The organism is Dyella dinghuensis (assembly GCF_003977615.1).
Lineage (GTDB): Bacteria > Pseudomonadota > Gammaproteobacteria > Xanthomonadales > Rhodanobacteraceae > Dyella_B > Dyella_B dinghuensis.
Map to the genome: position 1 here is coordinate 62,266 of NZ_RYZR01000008.1, position 21,587 is coordinate 83,852.

Here is a 21,587-nt window from a genome sequence, read left to right on the forward strand (position 1 = left end):
TACATTATGACTGCATCCACGCGCTGTTACGAAAAACCGGCGATCAGGCCTCCAGACGACGCCAAGGCCCTACCGTCACCGGCGATGTCGCATGCGGCGGGTGCACGTCTATCCTTGCATGAAGCCGCCCTTCACCGCCTTCCGCGAAAACCGTCAGCGTTTGGAAATGGACATTGATGCGCTCACCCACCGCGACACCGTGACGAAGCCAGTCGCGCTCGGTCCATACCGCATCGAGGGGTTCATCGAGGCCGCTCACGTGCAGCGCGACGCGAGCGGTTCCCGCAACATGCCGCACGCTCAGTAGCCGCGCCGACCATCCTTCGTCCTGGTGACACACGGGAACGATATCTTCCGGGCGCACGTGAACCGCAATGGCGAGCGTCGGATCGATGCCATCGTGTTCCAGCGGCCAGGAACGGCCAAGCACATGTATGACTTTGTCTTCCAAATAACCCGATAGCACCTGACTGCGCGCAATGAAGCGCGACGCAAATGGTGTCGCCGGATATCGATGAATCTGCTCGGGCGTCCCGATCTGTTCGATGCGGCCGCGATTCATCACGACAACGCGATCGGCCATCTCCAGCGCCTCATCTTGATCGTGCGTGACGAACAACGTAGTGATGCCCAGCGAACGGTGAAGCTCGCGCAGCCAGCGCCGAAGGTTTCCGCGCACTTGTGCATCGAGCGCACCGAACGGCTCATCCAGCAAAAGCAATGTCGGTTCGATCGCCAATGCACGCGCTAGCGCCACACGTTGCCGCTGACCACCCGAAAGCTGGGCAGGATAGCGTCCGGCAAATCCGTCCAATTCGACGCGCTTTAGCAATTCCTGCACGCGGGCTTTGATCGCCGCTGCACGCGGCCGCAACCCCCATGGCCGAACGCGCAAACCGAAGGCCACATTTTGCGCCACGGTCATATGCGGAAACAGTGCGTAGTGCTGAAAAACCAGCCCTACGCCGCGGCGGCGTGCATCCAGCGCAAGCAGATCCTCGCCCTCTCGTTCCACGGTTCCGGCATCCGGATGATCCAGGCCTGCAAGGATGCGCAAAAGACTGGTCTTGCCGGACCCGGAAGGACCGAGCACCGCCACGAACTCGCCCTCGGCAATCGTGAGGTTAAGGTCGTCCAACGCAACGTGTTGGCCGAATTGGCGACGCAGGCGCGAAATCTCGATAGCCATAATGCCGCACTCCCTCAATGACCGGCGTTCAGATGATCGCCGTGCCGCCATTCGAGCAAACGCTTGATGGCGAGCGTCAGAACCGTAAGCAGCGCAAGCAGCGATGCCACGGCAAAGGCAGCGGAGAAGTTTTCTTCGTATAGCTGATCGACCTGCAGCGGCAAGGTATTCGTAATGCCTCGCAGGTGACCGGAAACGACATACACCGCACCGAACTCACCCATCGCACGGGCATTGCACAGAAGCACGCCATAAAGCAGCGCCCAGCGCACGCGCGGCAGCGTGACGCGAAAGAAAATCTGCCAGCCGCTTGCGCCTAGCGTGAGCGCTGCCTCTTCCTGTTCGGAGCCCTGCGCCTGCATCAATGGAATCAGCTCGCGCGCTACGAAAGGAAGCGTCACGAAAACGGTGGCCAGCACCAGACTCGGCAACGCAAAAATGATCTGTATACCGTGCGACTCAAGCCACGCGCCAAGCCATCCGTACTTGCCATAGACGAGAATCAGCATCATGCCCGCTACGACAGGCGACACCGAGAACGGGAGGTCGATCAACGCACCGAGCAACGCTTTCCCGGGAAACTGGAAATGCGTCATGGCCCAGGCTGCGGCCAATCCGAAGACGAGATTCAACGGCACGGCGATCGCCGCAACGGTAAGCGTCAAACGTATCGCCGCGATGGTCTCGGGTTCCCGAACCGCATTCAGATAGAAAGCGAGGCCCCGGCGGAATGCCTCGGCGAAAATCGCCATCAATGGCAATACCAGCAACCCGACAAGCACGGATATCGCGGCAAGGATCAGCACGCCGCGTCCTAATCGCGCCGACGAAGACACCCGCACATCCATCGCGATGGCAGCGGATAGCGCGGCCATCAGCGAATCACCGCCCAGCGACGGGCCCAGCGCTGCAAAACGCCGACCGCGATCAACAACAACAGCGACGCTATCAACATGACCGCACTTAGGGCTGCAGCACCGCGATAATCGTATTGCGACTCGATCTTTTGAACGATGAGATACGGCGCTATCTCGGTTTGAAAAAGCCGGTTCCCAGAAATGAAAATCACCGATCCGTACTCGCCGACCGCACGCGCCAACGCCAACGCAAAACCCGTGAGCAAGGTGGGAAGCAACAACGGGAGGATGACCTTGAGAAATCGCTGCCGCGGTGACGCACCGAGTGTGTACGCTGCTTCCTCAAGATCGGTATCGAGGCTTTCCAGCACGGGCTGCAAGGTGCGCACGACGAACGGGAACCCGACAAAGACCATGGCCAGCAGCACGCCAAGTCGCGTGTAGGCAACCTCGATTCCAAGCGGAAGCAGCCTGCTTCCGATCCAGCCATTCGACGCATAAAGCGCAGTGAGCGCCAAGCCCGCCACCGCGGTGGGCAACGCAAAAGGCAGATCGACCAGCGCATCGCAAACACGCCGGAAGGCAAAGCGATAACGCACCAGCACCCAGGCGACCAGCAGCCCAAGCAACGTGTCGATGATGGCAGCAAGCAGCGACGCGCCAAAGCTCAGACGCAATGCAGCCAGTACACGCCGCGTACCGATCTGCGCCCACCAACCCGATGGACCGAGCTCGAACGCCGTCCACAACAACGCCGCCAGCGGCAGCAGCACGCAACTGCCAAGTACCGTGAGCGTGTAACCCGCGCTAAGGCGAAATCCTGGCAGCACGTGATGCGTCACGTCGTCAATGCTCCCCTTCGGTGATTTTGTCGAACACGCCGCCGTCTGCGAAATACGTCGCTTGCGTCTTGCGCCAATCGCCGAATTGCTGCGCGATAGTAAAGGTCTTCACCGCTGGAAATTGCGCGGCGTAGCTTGCAGCGACTGATGCGAGGCGCGGCCGGAAGAAATGCTTCGCGGCGAGCGTCTGCCCTTGCGGGCTATACAGGAACTGCAGATAAGCCTGCGCGACCTTTTGCGTGCCATGCGCGTTGGCAACCGTATCGACGACCGCGACGGGCGGCTCTGCAACGATGGTTGCCGATGGCACGACAATTTCATACTTGTCCTTGCCGAATTCCTGCTGCGTCATCAACGCCTCGCTTTCCCAAGCGATCAGCACATCGCCAAGGCCGCGTTGCACGAACGTGTTGGTCGCCCCACGAGATCCGGTATCGAGCACCGGCACGTTCTTGTAGAGCGCGGAGACAAAGGCACGCGCCTTGTCGGCGTTGCCACCGGGCTGACGCTCGACCCAGCCCCAAGCGGCGAGGAAGTTCCAGCGTGCGCCACCCGACGTTTTCGGATTCGGCGTGATGACCTGCACATCCGAACGAATCAGGTCCGGCCAATCATGGATTTTCTTTGGATTGCCCTTGCGCACCAGAAACACGACGGTCGAGGTGTACGGCGAACTGTTGTCGGGCAGCTTCGATTGCCAGTCCTTCGACAACAGTCCTTTATCGGCCAGCACGTCGATATCGTACGCAAGCGCCAGCGTCACCACATCCGCCTGCAGGCCATCCAACACTGCACGCGCTTGCTTGCCCGAACCACCGTTGGACGTGGTCACCGTTACGTTCTGCCCCGTCTGCTTGGCCCATTGCGCCTTGAACGCCGTGTCTACGTCCTGGTAATACTCACGGGTGGGATCGAAGGAAACGTTCAGAAGCTGCGTATCCGTCGCGGTTGCGTGACCGAAGGCAAGCCCGAATACGGCAGCAAGTATGAGCAATGATCGTTTCATGCGGAACAATATCCTTCGGAAAGGTCGAAAACGCCCACTGTCGACTATAGGTTTGGATGGCCATACGTCCAAAACCACGGTTCGTTCTATACATATGCTTTAGCGTTGCCTTCCTTCGGCCGTTCAGTCCATGGCCGGAAGCCGTTAGGTCAGAACGGGTAATAGCGAAAGCTTGTAAAGAGCATGTTGTCGGGAGCCGTCGGCGCATTGCCGTGAATGTCGGTGAACAGCGTACGCGTGGCGTGCGCGAACTCGGCACCGAACTGCACCTTGCCGAACTTGCCCTGATAGAACTTCCACCAGAAACCGGCGGCCTGCTGGGCGATCTGACGCGTCTGACCGGTGCAGTCGCTGGGTGCGCCGTAGATCAGGCAGTCGCTGTTGTTGTAACCCAGCAATGCGCTGCCGTAACCGAAGGGCGACGCGTTGGCACCTGTCGTCAGATAGCTGTCTTCCTGCTCGCGTCCACCTTCGACGTACACGTCAAAATCGGGTGTCGCATGCCAGGTGATGGCGCCGAGCAGCATGTTTTCTTTTAGCGGTTGCGGCGCACCCGATGGCGTGTAAGTGATGTCGTTTAACTGCGCCGAACCGTAGCGGCCGATGCCCTTGCCTGTCAGGCCGGAGAACTGGAATTCAAGCACGTTCGGAACCAGCGGCAACACCATGCCTAAACCGTAACCCTGACCGTGCGATGTCTGGTTGCTGGTCGCTGCGGGACCGCCGTCGGCCGCCGTCGGCGTGACACGGGTGAGGAACTCGCGCGAGATGCCGAACACTTCGTAGTGGCCCCACCCCGGATCGGCGGCAAACTTCACGATGATGTCCGGAATCCGGTTTAGCGAAACGGTGTTCAACGTGTCGTAGTTATTGCCAGCGGCGATCGTCGCCGTCGACGTTGTGTAGTCTTTGGTGCCTTTACCGGCCACGGCGCCGATACCCGCGGTCTGCGGATTTTCCAGCGACAGACCGAGCCACCAGGTCTTGTCCCAGTCTTTCACGATGCGAAACTGCGTCTGCCGAGCCCAGGTGAAGCCGGGTACGGGCTGAGAGTCGATGGTCGGCAGCTGCGCTTCGGAGGTGCCCGCAATCATGCCTACTCTGTTGAGAGTCAGTAGCGACCAAGCCTGACCTGCCAGCAAATGCAAACCGTAAGTATCCCAATCCACGTTGGTCCACAGCTGGCGGATACGCGGGTTGTACGAGTTGCTCTCGTTCATGTTCGCGGTCTGGGCTCCGCCCAGGAAGTCCATGTCGTAGTAACCGGACACGTGGGTGGTGTCGTTGATGTCGCCCTCGACACGTATCGTCAATTTGCTCTGACGCGCGCTTTCCACGAACTGACTGTTGCGTGCATTCGTGACGGGGTACGTCGTGGTCGCACCACTGCTGGTACTGATGGGCGCAGCACTCGTGCCGCCAGGGAATGGGATATTGCTAAACTTGGTGCTGATGTCATCAGCCGTGTCGCGAGAACGGTAGACCGATTCGCCCGCCAGATAGCCGCCGAAAGTCCACTTCACGCCACCGAGTCCGCCCAGGGTATCGCCGCTCTTGGTCAGCGCATGCTGTTGCGCCGCCTGCACCTGCTGCTGCGTGGCCGCCACTTGCGCCTGCGTCGCCTGCACGGTCTGCGCGGTCTGCTGCTGCACCTGTGTCTGGGCTGCAGACTGGGACTCCAGATCTGCGACCTTCCGCTCCAGCTCGGCGATCTCCGCTTTCATCTGAGCCAGCTCTGCCGCACTAACGGTCACTTTCTTGTCAGACGTCGTTTGTGCCGACACGGCCGTAACGCTGATCAAGCCCAAACCGGTAGCGATCGCGACAGTGAGCATCTTGGAGCGTGAAAGTGCTGCTTTTTTGGAGATTGGTCTTCGTGGCATGGATGGCTCCGGCGTCGCCTGAATACGGCGCCTGTCGTGGAATGGAAAACCCCTGAAGAAGCACCTGAGGGAAAGGCGCTCGGAATCCATGCTGCCCGGCCGCTTTCGCTTAGGGGAAAGGAGGGAATGGCATGCAGATATGCCGCCCCATCATTTCTTCGCGAAAAAACGAAGTTCTAACATCTTCCAATTAGATGGACGTCTATACGTCCATGGACGATGACTCATGACGGCTGCAACACTATCGCCACTGCCCGAAGACAAGCAACCCCTCGTCGGCCGCTTGGTCGAGGGGCTGGATGTGACCGCGCTGCAGTGGTTATCGGGATATATCGCCGGGATCGCATCGCAGCGGCAGACTGCTTCACGTAGCGCGGCGGATACCATAAGCATTGCGAATGACGCACAGAGCCGGCTCACCGTGATTTACGGGAGCCAGACCGGCAACGCCAAACGTCTCGCCGAGGATCTGAGCCGCCGCGCCAGCTCGGCTGGTTTAGCGGCACGCCTGGTCCGTGCCGATGCTTACCCCGTTCGCGAGCTGAAACAGGAGAGACTGCTTTACGTCGTCATCAGCACGCAGGGCGATGCCGAACCGCCGGACGATGCACGCGCGTTAATTGAATTCCTGCATAGCGCGCGTGCGCCAAAACTCGAACATCTCCGCTATGCCGTGCTTGGCCTGGGCGATTCCAGCTATCCGCAGTTTTGCGCCATCGGCCGACAGGTCGATGAACGTCTCGAAGCATTGGGCGCCCAGCGCTTATTTGTCGCCGGCGAAGCCGACGTCGATCTCGAGACCGTTGCGCAGCCGTGGCTCGAACAGGCACTCCAACAAGCGCGGACACAATTAAAGGCAGCCGCATCGCTCGCGACCGTCACACCTCTGCGTACAGTGCGCAGCAATCCCGTCTGGCATCGCGATCAGCCATTTTCCGCGCCCATTTTGTTGAACCAGCGCATTACAGGACGCGGCAGCGACCGCGATGTGCGCCATGTGGAATTGTCGCTGGAAGGTTCCGGACTTCGTTATGCACCGGGCGACGCATTGGGTGTGTGGCCAACGCAATCTCCCGTGCTGGTAGACGCCGTGTTAGCCACGCTGCAACTCGACGGCGATGCGCTGGTGAAGACGAACGGCGAAGAACTTCCGCTTCGCACGTGGCTTTCCGACCGGCGAGAGCTCACGCAACTGACACGTCCGTTTTTTAAGGCGCACGCAGAACTAAGCGGCGATGACGCGCTGCGTAAACTGCTTTCTACCGAATCACGCGAAGCCTTGAACGAACTGTTCTCACACTGGCAAGTGATCGACCTTCTCCAGCGCCACTCTGCGAAATGGTCGGCACAGGCGCTCGTATCTGCCTTGCGCCCGCTCGCTCCGCGCCTCTACTCGATTGCGTCCAGTCAAACGACGGTTGGCGATGAAGTGCATCTGACTGTCAGCCATGTCGATTACGCATTCGAAGGACAGGCGCGATGGGGCAACGCCAGCCGCTATCTCTCCGAACGCGGCGAAGGTACTTCAGCGCCGATATTCATCGAAGCAAACGAGCGTTTCCGGCTTCCTGCGGATGAGCGCGATGTCGTGATGATTGGCGCCGGCACGGGCATCGCCCCATATCGTGCCTTCGTGCAGGAACGTGCAGAGCGCAACGCGAGCGGGCGCAACTGGCTGCTCTTCGGCAACCCGCACTTTCAATCCGACTTTCTTTATCAGGTCGAATGGCAGCAAGCACTGAAGAAAGGCCAGTTGCAGCGCCTGGATCTCGCCTTCTCGCGCGATCAGGCCAACAAGGTTTATGTCCAGCATCGGCTGCTCGAACAGGGACGGCAGGTTTGCGAATGGCTTGATGGCGGCGCGCACCTCTACGTCTGCGGCGATGCGCTTCATATGGCCAAGGATGTGCACAAGGCATTGATCGCCATCGTTGCCGAGCATGGCAAGCGCTCGCCCGACGATGCCGAGGCCTGGTTGGACGAATTGATCCAGCAGGGCCGTTACGCCCGCGACGTGTATTGAGGCCTGCGATGACCGACACTCCTGTTTCCGAATTCGAGCGCATCAAGGCGAAAAGCCGCTTCCTGCGCGGCACATTGGTGGAAAGCCTGGCCGATCCGGTCACGGGCGCGATCAGCGACGACGACAACAAGCTGATCAAGTTTCATGGGAGCTATCAACAGGACGATCGCGACCTGCGCGAGGAACGCCGCAAGCAAAAACTGGAGCCGGCGTATCAGTTCATGGTGCGCGCGCGACTGGCCGGTGGCGTGCTAAGTCCATCGCAGTGGCTCTCGTTCGATCACATCGCACGCACATGGGCGAACGGCACGCTACGTATCACGACACGGCAGACGTTCCAGCTTCACGGCGTACTCAAGCATGACCTGAAGCGATCCATCGCTGCGATCAACGATGCGTTGATTTCAACTGTCGCGGCATGTGGAGACGTGAATCGAAACGTCGTCGCCAGTGCCAACCCGGTTGCAACGCCCGCACATCGCCTCGCCTATCGCTGGGCGGAGCGGCTGTCGGAGCATCTGAAACCCAAGACCCGCGCGTATCACGAAATCTGGCTGGACGAAAAGCTGGTTGCAGGTGGCGAAGAAGAAAGCGAGCCGCTGTACGGCCCCACGTACCTGCCCCGCAAATTCAAGATCGGTATCGCCGTTCCGCCCACCAACGATGTGGATGTGTTTGCGCAGGATCTTGGTCTGATTGCGATCATCGAGCACGGTGAATTGCTGGGTTTCAACGTCGCCATCGGTGGCGGCATGGGCGCCACGCACGGCGATCCGACCACTTATCCCCGCCTGGGAAGCGTTATCGGCTTCGTTGTCCCGGAACAGTTGCTACGCACCGCCGAAGGTGTGATCGAAGTGCAGCGCGACCATGGTGATCGCCAGGAACGCAAGCATGCGCGGTTGAAGTACACGATCGATCGCATGGGTTTGTCGGCCTTCAAAGCGGAGCTCGAACAACGCATCGGTTTCACCTTGCAACCATCGCGCACTTACCACTTCGATCATAACGGCGACCGTTACGGCTGGACCGAGGGCGACGACGGACGCTGGCATCTGACCTTGCAAATCGAGTCGGGGCGTCTGGCCGATGCGCCAGATCAACCGCATCTCAGTGGATTGCGCGCCATCGCGCAGGAACATCAAGGCGATTTCCGATTGACGTGCAATCAGAACCTGATCATTGCCAACGTACCGGCTGCGCATCGCGCACGCGTCGACGAACTCGTTGCGGAATACAAACTGGACGGCTATCGACACACCAGCGGTATCCGCCGACATGTGGTCGCATGCGTCGCGTTACCGACATGCGGGCTGGCCATGGCTGAGAGCGAGCGTTATGTGCCCTTGCTGCTCCCGAAGCTTGAGGCGTTGCTGGACCACCACGGCCTGCGCGACGAACCGATTTTGCTGCGACTCTCCGGCTGCCCCAACGGTTGCTCACGTCCCTATCTGGGCGAGATCGCGCTGATTGGACGCGCGCTCGGCCGTTACGACTTGCGCGTAGGCGCCGACTTTGCCGGCCAACGGCTCAATCGCACGCTGCGCGAGAACATCGACGAAACGGAAATCCTGAAAGAACTTGACGCCTTATTCGCTCGCTATGCGAAGGAACGCCTCGAACAGGAACGGTTTGGTGACTTCCTGGTACGCGCAGACGTTCTTCCCGCCGCACACCACGCCATCCACGCCGAGGTATTCGCATGAACCTTCCCACGCCGGAGGAAGCGGCCGACGATCTGCGTCAACGCGCGAAGCTCGATGCGTGGCTGCTTGCGCTGACTGCCGAAGAACGCGTGGATTGGTCGCTGCAGCACTTGCCTGGCGCGCACGTGCTTTCGTCGAGTTTTGGTGCGCAATCGGCGGTGTCGTTGCATCTGCTGACGCAGCGCGTTCCCCACATTCCTGTGATCGTGATCGATACCGGCTATCTGTTTGCCGAGACGTATCAGTTCATCGATGCATTGACCGAGCGGCTGTCGCTCAATCTGCACGTCGTTCGTCCCGCGATCTCTCCCGCGTGGCTGGAAAGTCGCTATGGCGAGTTGTGGGCGAAGGGACGCGAGGGGCTTGATCGCTACAACCATCTGGCCAAGGTCGAACCGATGCAGCACGCGCTTGCCGATCTGGGTGCGGGCACATGGTTTGCCGGACTGCGCCGCCAGCAGTCGGCCAGCCGCGCGAACGCACCGGCGCTCGACTACCGTCACGGCCGCTGGAAAGTGCACCCGATCATCGACTGGACGGATCGTGACGTCGGTTTGTATTTGCGCCGGCACGACCTGCCCTATCACCCCCTATGGGACAAGGGTTATGTGTCGATCGGCGACACGCACACAACACGCCGCTGGGAACCCGGGATGCGCGAAGAAGACACCCGCTTTTTTGGCATCAAGCGTGAATGCGGTTTGCACCTGGACGTCTGAAACACCGCTGTCTGCAACACCTTCATCCATAAGAAACGCCCCGATAAGGACAATCCATGAACGCCATCGCCGCCGAGATCGTCTCGGCCGAGCACGATGCGCTGGTGCCGCCGCATGGCGGCGTACTGCGCGACTTGTACTTGCCTACCGCCGAGGCTGAAGCGCTTAAGCGCTTCAGCGCATCGCTGCCTCAACGGACGCTCAATCAGCGTCAGTTATGCGATCTGGAGTTACTGCTCAATGGCGGATTTTCGCCGTTGCAGGGTTTCCTTGGCCGCGCCGATTACGATCGCGTCCTTGCCGACATGCGATTGGCCGACGGAACGCTCTGGCCGATTCCGATTACGCTGGATGTGAGCGAAGCCTTTGCGGCAAGTCTTTCGGCGAAAGCGCAGATCAGCCTCAACGATACGCAGGGAACACCGCTTGCCGTACTGACGGTCGAAGAGGTGTATTTTCCCGATCATATTGCGGAGGCGCGCGCGGTATTCGGAACGACGGACCGCACACACCCGGGTGTTGCCGAATTGCTCGATCGCACGGGACCTGTCTATCTCGGCGGCACATTGCAGGGTATTCAACAACCTTCTCATTACGATTTTGCAAGTCTTCGCCACAGTCCGCGTCATTTGCGCGAGTGGTTCCGGCAGCATGGATGGCATCGCATCGTGGCGTTTCAGACACGCAATCCGATGCATCGCGCACACCGTGAACTCACCTTGCGCGCGGCGGAGCAAGTGGGTGCGAAGCTGCTTATCCAACCGTCGGTCGGCCGCACAAAACCCGGCGATGTCGATCATTACACTCGCGTGCGCTGCTATCGCGCGCTCTTGAATCATTACCCAAAGGATCACGCAGCGCTCTCACTGTTGCCCTTGGCGATGCGCATGGGCGGTCCACGCGAAGCGCTTTGGCATGCCATCATCCGCAAGAATTACGGCGCCAGCCATTTCATCGTGGGTCGTGATCACGCTGGGCCGGGCAACGATACAAACGGCAGACCCTTCTATGACCCCTACGCCGCACAGCAATTGCTGGCCGCGCATCGGGACGAGCTTGGTATCGAGATCGTTCCCTTCCCGGCGATGGTCTACGCGGCCAACCGCGACACCTATCTGCCGCAGAACGAAGTGGATGCCAAGGACGAAGTTCGCGATATCTCCGGCACCGAATTGCGCCGCCGGCTGCATAGCGGCGAATCCATCCCGGAGTGGTTTACCTTTCCGGAGGTCGTCAACATTCTCCGCGAACGGCACCCCGCTAACGCACGCGAAGGATTCGCGCTGTTTTTCACCGGACTTTCCGGCTCGGGCAAATCCACACTGGCGCAAGCGGTGCTGGCGCGGCTGCTGGAAACGGGAAGCCGTCCTGTGACCGTGCTAGACGGCGATGAAGTGCGCAGGCATTTGTCGAAAGGACTGGGCTTTTCGCGTGAGGACCGCGATGCCAACATCACTCGCATCGGCTATGTGGCGAGTGAAGTGGTACGTCATGGCGGTATAGCGATCTGCGCACCGATTGCACCCTATGCCGGTGCCCGCGATGAAGCACGTCAACTCGTGCAGGCGCACGGACGCTTCGTGGAGATTCACGTATCCACACCACTGGAAGTGTGTGAGGCGCGGGATCGCAAGGGACTGTACGCCGCAGCGCGCGCCGGGAAGATCAAGGGCTTTACGGGTATCGACGATCCCTACGAAACACCTGCCTCTCCCGAGTTGCGTGTCGATACCAGTCAGCGCACGGTGACTGACGCTGCTGACGTCGTCTTTGCGTGGCTGAAAAGCGAGGGTTTGGCCTGACGAAACGATCTTCCTCCCCTGTTCGGGGGAGGAAGAAAAACAGCGTTACTGCCTGCAAGCGTGTGCAGACACCACTGATTACGAAAAGGCCGACGGGAAGTCAGGCCGCGCGTGTCGCCGCGCGCCGAACGTTGCGCTGCTGCAACTCGCTCCACAGCGGTGGCTTGGGCCAATGCGCGTCGGCGTGCCCTGCCACGACACGACGCAACTCCGCGTCGTCGATCTGCGGCGCAACCAGTCGTGCGAGCTGTGCCACATAGCTACGCAGCACATGGTCGCGGCGCAGAACGAGCCAGCTGGTGCAGACAGGAAGCAGGTCGTCGATATCCAGCGCAACCAATTCGCGCGAATCGCTGGGTGCCAGCGCCATCTCGGCCAGAATGCCGACGCCAAGGCCGGCCAATACGTAGGTCTTGATCAGATCCGCGTCGGCGGAGGTGCAGGCAATACGCGGCGTGAATTCCGCGGCAGCGAATGCCTTGCGCAACGAGGACTCCGGCTGCAGCGAGGATTCGTAGCTGACCAGCGGATACTCCGCCAGGTCCTGAATGCGCAGCGGGCGATTGAGCTTGGCGAGCGGATGGCCGAGCGGCACGACCGCACGGCGATACCAGCGGAACAGCGGCACGGCAATGCCGCCTTCCGGTGCGTTACCGCTAGTGCTGACGATGACCAGGTCCACCTCGCCGCTTTCGAACAGGCTGATGATGCGGCCCTCGCCTTGCGGGCGAATGTGCACGCTCAGCTCCGGGTAGTGCTGCTTCAATCGTGCAATGGCTTCCGGCAGGACGAAGCGCGCCTGGGTGTGCGTGGTGGCCAGCGACAATTCGCCATGGGCCTCTTCGCGCAGATTCGCGGCCAACGCACGAATGTTGCGTGCCTCGTGCAGGATGCTACGCGCGCGTTCCAGCACCTGACCGCCCGCCGGGGTAACGGCGTCCAGGCTCTTGCCGCGCCGGGTGAACACCTGAAAGCCCAGCTCGCCCTCCAGCTGCTTGAGCTGTTTGCTGATACCCGACTGCGTGGCATGCACGTTGTCGGCGGCCATGGTGATGTTAAGGCCGGCGTCGGCGATGGCGACGATGTAGCGAAGTTGCGTGAGGGTCATGAGGTCGGCTCCAGGAAGGGTTGCATGCAGGGCTGTGCGTTGCGCATGGCGCAGCACATACAGCTCTGGCAACACCCTGGACGGCGCTTCATCACGATCTCCGGATACTGGACACTGGGAGCCAGTCGTCGTTCGACCTTAACACAGCGTTATTTGGACGTCTATACATCTATAAGTCCCGCAGACTTTCGGCGATATCGCTATGCCTTCGAGCCATATCTTCGGGCTAAGCGGCCATTTCCACTGGAAAAATACTAGGGTTAGCGTGGTCGAACTCGCCGCCATTACTGAACTCGCACCATGCAGCTGTATCCACTTTTCGCCGATCTGACCGACCGTTCCGTCCTCGTGGTGGGTGGAGGGGATGTTGCGGATCGTAAAGTTGCCATGCTGTTACGGGCCGGTGCCCGTGTGACAGTCGGGGCCCCGATGCTGGGTCCGGAGCTGCGCGAGAAGCTGCAACATGGACGCATCACGTATCGGCCTGGCGCTTATCAATCGGAGTGGCTGGACAACGTATGGCTGGTTATCGCGGCTACACGCTCACGGCCGCTGAATGCACGTATCGCCGCCGACGGTCATGCGCAACAGCGTCTGGTGAATGTGGTGGATGATCCGTCGCTTTCCAGTTTTCAGGTGCCCGCATTGATCGATCGATCGCCCTTGCTGGTAGCGATTTCGACCGGTGGCGTAGCGCCCGTTCTGGCGCGCCGCTTGCGCGAACGCATCGAGAGCTTGCTCGATCCCACGATTGGTTCGTTGCTGCAACTCGCGCAACGTTATCGCGCACGCATTCGGCAGCGATATGCCGATCTTGCTGCACGCCGGCGTTTCTACGATTGGTTGCACGATGGCCCGGTCAATGCGCTGATACGCGCAGCAGATCCCGTGCGCGCGGAACGACAGCTGCGTGCTGCGCTATCCAGCGCCATCGAACCTACCAGCAAGGGCTCTGTTGTATTGGTGGGCGCCGGTCCCGGCGACCCGGGGCTGCTTACACTGCGCGCGCTGCGTGCATTGAATGAAGCAGACGTCATCTTGCATGACGAACTCATCGGTCCGCAGATTCTCGATCTCGCGCGACGCGACGCGCTGCAGATCGCCGTCGGTAAGCGCGGAGGCGGCACGCATACACCGCAGGAAACCATCCACGCACTTTTGCTGCAGCATGTGCAGGCCGGTCATCGGGTCATTCGGTTGAAAGGCGGCGATCCGTTCGTATTCGGACGCGGCGGCGAAGAACTGGCATTTCTGCGCAAGCATGGCATCGCATACGAAGTCGTTCCTGGCATCACGGCAGCCGCAGCGTGCGCGGCATATAGCGGCGTGCCGCTGACGCATCGCGACCATGCGCAGTCCGTGCGTTTCGTCACCGCGCATTGCCAGCAATCGCTTGACACGCTCGATTGGCGCGATCTCGCACGCGAACGCCAGACGCTGGCCATCTATATGGGCGTGAGCCAACTCGATGAACTCACCCGACAGCTTTTGGCGCATGGATGCGCCCCCAACACTGCATTTGCACTGATCGAGAACGGCTCGCTGCCAAACCAGCGAACGCTTACCGGTGCACTCCATGATTTACCGGCGCTTGCCAAACGCCATGCCATTCGCGCACCTGCCATCGTGATACTGGGCGAAGTGGCGACGCTCGCCGATGCCTCGCACTGGTACGGCGAGCTGATCGGCAACCCTCCACACCATCCGGCTATTCCACGCAATCTGGCCGACGCGGCATGACCCGCTACAACCGTTGACGGAGATCTCCATGAGCCTGCAATTGGGCGAAATCGCCCCCGACTTCACTCTCGACTCCACCGAAGGCCCGATCGAGCTGCACGATTACATCGGCGACCATTGGCTGATTTTCTTCTCGCACCCGAAGGACTTCACACCGGTGTGCACGACCGAGCTCGGTGCGTTTGCCCGTCAAAAACCGGCGTTCGACAAACGCCATACGAAGCTGCTTGGGTTGTCGGTCGACCCGGTTAGCGAGCACAAGAAGTGGATCAAGGATGTGGAAGACGTCGGCGGTACGGCGGTGAACTATCCGATCCTCGCCGATCCGGACCTCGCGGTGGCCAAGCTCTACGGCATGTTCCATCCGAAGGCGGACCCCAAGCTCACGGTGCGCTCGGTTTTCATCATCGATCCACAGAAGAAGGTGCGCCTGACCCTGACCTACCCGCCGAGCGCCGGCCGCAATATCGACGAGATTCTGCGCGTGCTCGATTCCCTGCAGTTGACCGACGGCCGCAAGCTGACCACACCGGTGGACTGGCGTCCGGGCGACGACGTGATCATCGCGCCGTCGGTCTCCGACGACGACGCCAGGCAGCTGTTCCCCGAGGGCTGGCGCACCTTGAAGCCCTATCTGCGTTTACTGCGGTTCAGCAGCACACAACACTGAAAACGCCGCAAGACCTTGCTTGAGGTCAAAAAGACCGGGGCGCCACATGCGGCCCGGTCTTTTTCGCACCGTTTTGATGATCCGCATGTACTGGCGATCTGAACCCGGAGCAACACCTTTGGCCCGGGTGCCAACCGATTCATGTCAGTAACGTTACAGTCCACACCCCACGGAACGATCGACTGTCCGGACTGTTATGAGCCCCGTCTCCCCGACACCCCTTTCGACACAAGCCAAGCTCGTGCGCACCGCCGTAGTGCTCGCGATGATGGCCGGGTTCGTGCTGCTCACCGGCTTGCTCGATGGTAATGACGGCGTCGCCGCATCGCAGCTGATCGCGCAGCCCACGTTCCCGCTGGCCAATGCCATGCCCGGGCTGATGCTCGCGCTGCTGTTGCTGGTGATCACACGACGAGCGTTTCTGTCTTTTGGGTTGGCGTATCTGGCGCAGGTCGTTGTGTATGGCGTGAATTCGCTGAAAGTCGCGAACCTCGGCACACCGCTGGTGCCGGCGGATTTCCGCATGGTCGGACAGCTCGGCAAGGGCGGCATGCATGTGCTGGGCAGCTATCTGCCGCACAGCCCGTGGCCTTATCTGGGCCTGATCGCAGGCGTCGCATTGATTGTGGCGCTGTGGCGTTTCGAACCGCCGCTGCTTCAGCGACGCACCGGCGGCAAGCGTGTGATCGCAGGAAGCATTCTTGCCGCGACATTCGGCACGTTGCTGTTTGGCGTGCCGGGATGGGGAAGCCTCTACAACGGGCACAAACTGTGGCTTGAACCCTGGTCGGCGGCGGCAACAACCAGTCATTCGGGCCTGGTGAGTTCGCTGGTGATGTTCCATCTGCAGGATCGCCACACCAAGCAGAAAGTCGATCCGGCTGCGGTGACGCAACTGCTGCAGACCACGGGTGATGCGGTGCGTGCGCGCATGCAGACGACGCCCGATCCGAACACGGCGCTTCCCGACATCGTGGTGGTGCAAAGCGAATCGTTCTTCGATCCGGGCATCATGCGTGGTTACGAGAATGCCGATCTCACGCCTAACCTGAAACGTCTCGCCGCGCAGGGTATGAGTGGGCCGTTACATGTACCCACTTTCGGTGGCGGCACCATTCGCACTGAATTCGAAGTACTGACAGGCCTGTCGCTGCGCTACTTCAACACCATGCAGTTTCCGTATCTGCAGTTGAACAATAAGGTCGTGCCGAGCATGGTGCGCGTGTTGCGCTCGCACGGTTACGAAACGATCGCCATTCACGGCAACGATCCGACGTTCTGGAATCGCAACACCGCATTCAAGGCGCTCGGTTTCGATCGCTTCATCTCGCAATCGGGTTTCCCCGCTGATGCGGCGATGGACGGCAAGTACATGGCCGACAGCGCGATGACGGATGAAATCATGTCGCAGCTGAAAGACGCCGGGCCGCCGCAGTTTCTCTTTGCGATCAGCCTGGAAGCGCATGGTCCGTATGACGTGACGCCGAAGGATGTTGCTGCACGCGATGCGATTGCCGTGCCGTCTGTCGTCGATGCCGCGCATAAGCAACAGGTGCAGACGTACCTGTATCACATGCAGCATGCCGATCAGGAACTCGGACGTCTCGCCGCACTGCTGGCCAAGCGCAATCGTCCGACGCTGCTGCTGTTTTACGGCGATCATTTGCCGGGTCTCGATGACGCCTATCGCGAGACCGGCTTCGTCGACGGTCAAAGCATGTTGTCGCAAGCGGGCACGTGGCTGCTGATCGACCCGCGCAATCCGGGCAACATGCAACGCGTGGACATGGCCTCATGGATGTTGCCGGGCTTGTTGCTGGAACGCGCTGGCGTGCATGACGATGCGTATTACGCGCTGACTCAGGTACTGGCGCCGTCGCTGGCAGCACTCACGCGTGCACCGGGAGCAACGCCGCCGCCGATCGACGCACAACAGAAACAGTTCGATAGCGACATGGCAAGCGTGGCTGCGTTGCGCATGAGCGGCAAGCTGGACAAGCTGTTGCCGGCGAGCCTGTTGCCGCCCGCCACTATTCTGGCCCAAGGTCAAAGTACGGAGCCCACGTCTACGATGGGAGCGATGGGCATGCACCATTAATCCGCATGTAACCCATATGCATTGCAAGGGCTCTCGCTAGAGGGCCCATTTCGTTTCCGGCACGTCGTTTCCGGCATGCGGAAGCATGAATGCTTAACGGCATCCTAAGACCGAGGTCAGAGCTTTAGGATTGATCCGATACTTTCTTGCGCGGGTTTTTGACGTAATAGGCAGGTGCCAGCGCATGGCACATCGAGCCTTCGGCGGTGACGGATTCCTCGCCTTATTTGAGATAAATCGCTTAACCCGGGCTGCAACGGGTGCGCGGTTTCGCACCTGTGTACATGCCGATGTTCAGTTCTTGCAGAAAATGGATGGCGTCACGCATTCCCTCTCCTCGCGCGCCTTACACGCTTGGCGCGTTGATCACAGGGTTGGCAGTGTGCTGGCTTGGCGTACCGCAGACGCATCTGCATGCTGCGGAGTCTTCGCAAAACAGCACGCAGTTGTTGCTACCACCGCCTAGCTATGCGGAGAAACCGTTCCTCGCCACGACCGGTGCTTTTAGCAGCGCACAGGCGGCGCCATCGCCTTACTTTCGTGCGCAGAGGAAGCTCTACGGCGCACCCTCCGAAACATTCGATGCCACGCCGCTGCCGCCGGACGAGGTGGATCGATTTCATCAGCTTGATACGCAGATGCCGATCGCACTCGCGCGCATCACATCGCACTTCGGTCACCGGCACGATCCGTTCGGCAAGGGCGATGTATTCCATCGCGGCATCGACATGGCTGCGCCCGTCGGCACACCGGTACAAGCCGTCGCTGACGGCACGGTAATCAGGGCCAATACGGATCGCCATTACGGCAACGTCGTCGTGATCGATCATCACAACGGCTATCACACGTTGTACGCACATAATTCGAAGCTGATGATCAAAGCCGGCGAACGCGTCAAGGTCGGCCAGACGATCGCTAAAGTCGGCTCGACCGGTCGCTCGACCGGCCCGCATCTGCATTTCGAAATTCATCGCAACGGCGAGCATGTGGATCCGTCGCCCTATCTCGCTCGCATGTAAAGGCGGCCAACTTTGTGCGCGATGTATCGACACACACTCACGTACACACAACGAAGGCTCCTCAACGAAGAGCCCTCGCTGCAAACGCGTCTACGGCATACCGCCTTGATTGGTCAGAACATCGCCGACATCGAAATGGCCCAATGCGGTGGGCGACGCATCGCCTAAATCATCGACACGCGTCCACGAATTGATCCAGCGGCCCTGCGAGTCGAATGACAACATGGTCGCGTATCGAACTTTGTGACGCTTGGGAAGCGCCGTACCGGTTTCAGGGGTGCGATCGTTGTTGACGTCTTGAGAGCGAATCTTGACGTACGCGATGACTTGATTTCCCGAAGGCGTACGCACTGCACCGACGGGCTTTCCTAGCATGGTTTCGACCTGATCGAGCGTGGTGGCGCCCGCTTTGAACGAAGCGATCGTCTCAGGACTCACTGCGTACATCTTGGCGGGCGTAAGCGTCTCGCCCGACGATTCGTTCTGCGCCGGTGCTGTACCGCCCGATGTGCTGCATCCTGCCAGTGCAAGGCTCGCAATAACGATCGCTGCCATGAACTTGTTCATAGACCCTCCTGCAACGTTATTTATGTTGATTCCACTCACAGACATCAAAACCAGGAACGCGATGAGGTTTTTCTTTTCGCGGATCCGGCTTGTGTATGCGGGGGACGTGGATGGAAGCCTCTCCCAAGCTGATCATCCAGCGGCTTCCGGCGTTCACAGTAAGACGGTGATCGGGAATATTCAACGGCTGTCGTTGAGGTGTCGCGATGCAACACGAAGTCCTCTTTATTCGGCAAAAACTATGGACAAAAGAAAACCCCGCTTGCGCGGGGTTTCTCGTAACACCTTGCGTTTGAGCGCAGGACTTAGAAGTCCATGCCACCCATACCGCCCATGCCGCCGCCCGGGGCGCCATGGTTGTGCTCTTCCTTCTTCGGCAGCTCGGCCACCATCGCTTCGGTGGTGATGAGCAGGCCAGCGACGGACGAGGCGTACTGCAGTGCCGAACGCGTGACCTTGGTCGGATCCAGGATGCCGAATTCGATCATGTCGCCGAACTCGCCGGTCGCGGCGTTGTAGCCGTAGTTGCCCTTGCCTTCCTTGACCTGGTTGACGATCACGGACGGCTCGTCACCCGAGTTGAAGACGATTTCGCGCAACGGAGCTTCCAGCGCACGGCGGGTGATGGCGATGCCGTGGTTCTGGTCTTCGTTCTCGCCTTTCAGCTTTTCGATCGCAGCCAGCGTGCGGATCAGCGCCACGCCACCACCGGGGACCACGCCTTCTTCAACGGCTGCGCGCGTGGCGTGCAGGGCGTCTTCGACGCGGGCCTTCTTTTCCTTCATTTCGATTTCGGTCGCAGCGCCAACCTTGATCACGGCAACACCGCCGGCCAGCTTGGCAACGCGTTCCTGCAGCTTCTCGCGGTCGTAATCGGAAGAGGTCTCTTCGATCTGCGCCTTGATCTGGCCGATGCGCGACTGGATCTTCGCCGCTTCGCCGGCACCGTCGATCAGGGTGGTGTTTTCCTTGGTCACGACGACTTTCTTGGCGCGGCCCAGATCCTGGATGGTGGCCTTCTCAAGCTGCAGGCCCACTTCTTCGGAGATGACCTGGCCGTTGGTGAGGATGGCCATGTCTTCCAGCATCGCCTTACGGCGATCGCCGAAGCCCGGCGCCTTCACGGCAGCAACCTTGACGATGCCGCGGATGGTGTTGACCACCAGCGTGGCCAGCGCTTCGCCTTCCACTTCTTCGGCGACGATCAGCAGCGGCTTGCCAGCCTTGGCGACGCCTTCGAGGATCGGCAGCATTTCGCGAACGTTGGAGATCTTCTTGTCGTACAGCAGGATGAAGGGATCTTCCAGCTCAACCTGCTGGCTCTGCTGGTTGTTGATGAAGTACGGCGACAGGTAGCCGCGGTCGAACTGCATGCCTTCGACGACGTCCAGTTCGTTTTCCAGACCCGAACCTTCTTCCACCGTGATCACGCCTTCCTTGCCGACTTTCTTCATCGCGGTCGCGATGATGTCGCCGACGGCAACGTCGGAGTTGGCGGAGATGGTGCCGACCTGGGCGATGGCCTTGTCGTCAGCGGTGGGCTTGGAGAGCTTCTTCAGCTCTTCGACGGCCGTGATGACGGCCTTGTCGATGCCGCGCTTCAGGTCCATCGGGTTCATGCCGGCGGCAACGGCCTTCAGACCTTCGCGCACGAATGCCTGGGCGAGAACCGTGGCAGTGGTGGTGCCGTCACCGGCATTGTCGGAGGTCTTGGAAGCGGCTTCCTTGACGATCTGCGCGCCCATGTTTTCGTAGGCGTCGGCCAGTTCGATTTCCTTGGCGACGGACACGCCGTCCTTGGTGACGGTCGGAGCGCCGAAGCTCTTCTGGAGCACGACGTTGCGGCCCTTCGGGCCCAGGGTAACTTTGACGGCGTTCGCGAGGGTGTTCACACCCTTGAGGATGCGAGCGCGGGCGTCTTCGCCGAAGCGGACTTCTTTAGCTGCCATTTTGTGTATTCCTTCGAATTCAGTAGTGAGATGAAGAGGGGGCGGGAGAGGCCGATTAGCCTTCGATCACAGCCACGATGTCGTCTTCCTTCAGGAAGACCAGCTCTTCGCCGTCGATCTTGATTTCCTGGCCGGCGTACTTGCCGAACAGGACCACTTCGCCCGTCTTGACCGACATCGGACGGACCTTGCCGTCTTCCAGGATGCGGCCTTCACCGGCAGCGATGACCTTGCCGCGGGTCTGCTTTTCGGTGGCGCTATCGGGGATAACGATGCCGCCGGCGGAGACGCGCTCCTCTTCCAGGCGCTTGACGATGACGCGATCGTGCAGCGGACGCAGTTTGCTCATGGGAAAAACTCCAGCTATGGCTTGAGGTTAGAAAAATTGGCGACCCCGTGGCCGGCCTCT

The 21,587-nt window shown here is 60.2% G+C and carries 17 protein-coding genes; 8 read left to right on the forward strand and 9 right to left on the reverse strand.

Going from position 1 to position 21,587, the window contains the following annotated elements:
- Window positions 1–43 precede the first annotated feature (43 nt).
- From EKH79_RS17395 to EKH79_RS17415, 5 genes are all read right to left on the reverse strand, one after another.
- The gene (locus EKH79_RS17395) at window positions 44–1,189 is read right to left on the reverse strand and encodes a sulfate/molybdate ABC transporter ATP-binding protein (protein WP_126675123.1); all 1,146 of its coding nucleotides are present in this window, start codon (window positions 1,187–1,189) and stop codon (window positions 44–46) included.
- A 14-nt stretch (window positions 1,190–1,203) separates the two neighbouring features.
- The gene (gene cysW / locus EKH79_RS17400; RefSeq protein ID WP_199754376.1) at window positions 1,204–2,064 is read right to left on the reverse strand and encodes a sulfate ABC transporter permease subunit CysW; all 861 of its coding nucleotides are present in this window, start codon (window positions 2,062–2,064) and stop codon (window positions 1,204–1,206) included.
- Window positions 2,064–2,888, reverse strand: coding sequence for a sulfate ABC transporter permease subunit CysT (gene cysT, locus EKH79_RS17405; protein WP_233590380.1), 825 nt, complete (start codon window positions 2,886–2,888; stop codon window positions 2,064–2,066). Before cysT ends, cysW begins: the two co-directional genes overlap by 1 nt.
- A 4-nt stretch (window positions 2,889–2,892) precedes the next feature.
- The gene (locus EKH79_RS17410) at window positions 2,893–3,894 is read right to left on the reverse strand and encodes a sulfate ABC transporter substrate-binding protein (protein WP_126675125.1); all 1,002 of its coding nucleotides are present in this window, start codon (window positions 3,892–3,894) and stop codon (window positions 2,893–2,895) included.
- Window positions 3,895–4,043: 149 nt separating this feature from the next.
- Complete coding sequence (locus tag EKH79_RS17415; protein ID WP_126675126.1) at window positions 4,044–5,777, reverse strand: hypothetical protein; 1,734 nt, start codon at window positions 5,775–5,777, stop codon at window positions 4,044–4,046.
- A gap of 226 nt (window positions 5,778–6,003) precedes the next feature.
- On the opposite strand from EKH79_RS17415, the gene EKH79_RS17420 reads away from it, so the two are divergent.
- The 4 genes from EKH79_RS17420 to EKH79_RS17435 are packed head-to-tail and all read left to right on the forward strand — an operon-like array spanning window position 6,004 to window position 12,027.
- Window positions 6,004–7,800, forward strand: coding sequence for an assimilatory sulfite reductase (NADPH) flavoprotein subunit (locus EKH79_RS17420; RefSeq protein WP_126675127.1), 1,797 nt, complete (start codon window positions 6,004–6,006; stop codon window positions 7,798–7,800).
- An 8-nt stretch (window positions 7,801–7,808) separates the two neighbouring features.
- Window positions 7,809–9,506, forward strand: a complete 1,698-nt coding sequence (gene cysI, locus EKH79_RS17425; protein WP_126675128.1) for an assimilatory sulfite reductase (NADPH) hemoprotein subunit — start codon at window positions 7,809–7,811, stop codon at window positions 9,504–9,506.
- Window positions 9,503–10,225 carry a phosphoadenylyl-sulfate reductase gene (locus EKH79_RS17430; protein ID WP_126675129.1) on the forward strand — a complete coding sequence of 241 codons (723 nt, stop codon included), beginning with the start codon at window positions 9,503–9,505 and terminating at the stop codon, window positions 10,223–10,225. Before cysI ends, EKH79_RS17430 begins: the two co-directional genes overlap by 4 nt.
- Window positions 10,226–10,281: 56 nt before the next feature.
- Window positions 10,282–12,027, forward strand: coding sequence for a bifunctional sulfate adenylyltransferase/adenylylsulfate kinase (locus EKH79_RS17435; protein ID WP_126675130.1), 1,746 nt, complete (start codon window positions 10,282–10,284; stop codon window positions 12,025–12,027).
- A 100-nt stretch (window positions 12,028–12,127) separates the two neighbouring features.
- Here EKH79_RS17435 and EKH79_RS17440 read toward each other — a convergent pair whose 3' ends face one another.
- The gene (locus EKH79_RS17440) at window positions 12,128–13,135 is read right to left on the reverse strand and encodes a LysR substrate-binding domain-containing protein (protein WP_126675131.1); all 1,008 of its coding nucleotides are present in this window, start codon (window positions 13,133–13,135) and stop codon (window positions 12,128–12,130) included.
- A gap of 300 nt (window positions 13,136–13,435) precedes the next feature.
- Here EKH79_RS17440 and cysG point away from each other — a divergent pair, with 300 nt between their 5' ends.
- From cysG to EKH79_RS17460, 4 genes are all read left to right on the forward strand, one after another.
- Window positions 13,436–14,875: a siroheme synthase CysG gene (gene cysG / locus EKH79_RS17445; RefSeq protein WP_126675132.1), complete on the forward strand. Its 1,440-nt coding sequence runs from the start codon at window positions 13,436–13,438 to the stop codon at window positions 14,873–14,875.
- 28 nt (window positions 14,876–14,903) lie between these two features.
- The gene (locus EKH79_RS17450; RefSeq protein ID WP_126675133.1) at window positions 14,904–15,545 is read left to right on the forward strand and encodes a peroxiredoxin; all 642 of its coding nucleotides are present in this window, start codon (window positions 14,904–14,906) and stop codon (window positions 15,543–15,545) included.
- A gap of 196 nt (window positions 15,546–15,741) precedes the next feature.
- On the forward strand, window positions 15,742–17,643 hold the full coding sequence (locus EKH79_RS17455) for an LTA synthase family protein (RefSeq protein ID WP_126675134.1): 1,902 nt from the start codon (window positions 15,742–15,744) through the stop codon (window positions 17,641–17,643).
- Window positions 17,644–17,957: 314 nt separating this feature from the next.
- Window positions 17,958–18,662: a M23 family metallopeptidase gene (locus tag EKH79_RS17460; protein ID WP_158621281.1), complete on the forward strand. Its 705-nt coding sequence runs from the start codon at window positions 17,958–17,960 to the stop codon at window positions 18,660–18,662.
- Window positions 18,663–18,752: 90 nt separating this feature from the next.
- On the opposite strand, the gene EKH79_RS17465 is transcribed toward EKH79_RS17460, so the two are convergent.
- The 3 genes from EKH79_RS17465 to EKH79_RS17475 all read right to left on the reverse strand — a co-directional run bounded on the left by EKH79_RS17465 (window position 18,753) and on the right by EKH79_RS17475 (window position 21,527).
- On the reverse strand, window positions 18,753–19,229 hold the full coding sequence (locus tag EKH79_RS17465) for a hypothetical protein (RefSeq protein ID WP_126675136.1): 477 nt from the start codon (window positions 19,227–19,229) through the stop codon (window positions 18,753–18,755).
- A 305-nt stretch (window positions 19,230–19,534) separates the two neighbouring features.
- Window positions 19,535–21,178, reverse strand: coding sequence for a chaperonin GroEL (gene groL / locus EKH79_RS17470; RefSeq protein WP_126675137.1), 1,644 nt, complete (start codon window positions 21,176–21,178; stop codon window positions 19,535–19,537).
- A gap of 55 nt (window positions 21,179–21,233) precedes the next feature.
- Window positions 21,234–21,527 carry a co-chaperone GroES gene (locus tag EKH79_RS17475; protein ID WP_126675138.1) on the reverse strand — a complete coding sequence of 98 codons (294 nt, stop codon included), beginning with the start codon at window positions 21,525–21,527 and terminating at the stop codon, window positions 21,234–21,236.
- Window positions 21,528–21,587: the final 60 nt, after the last annotated feature.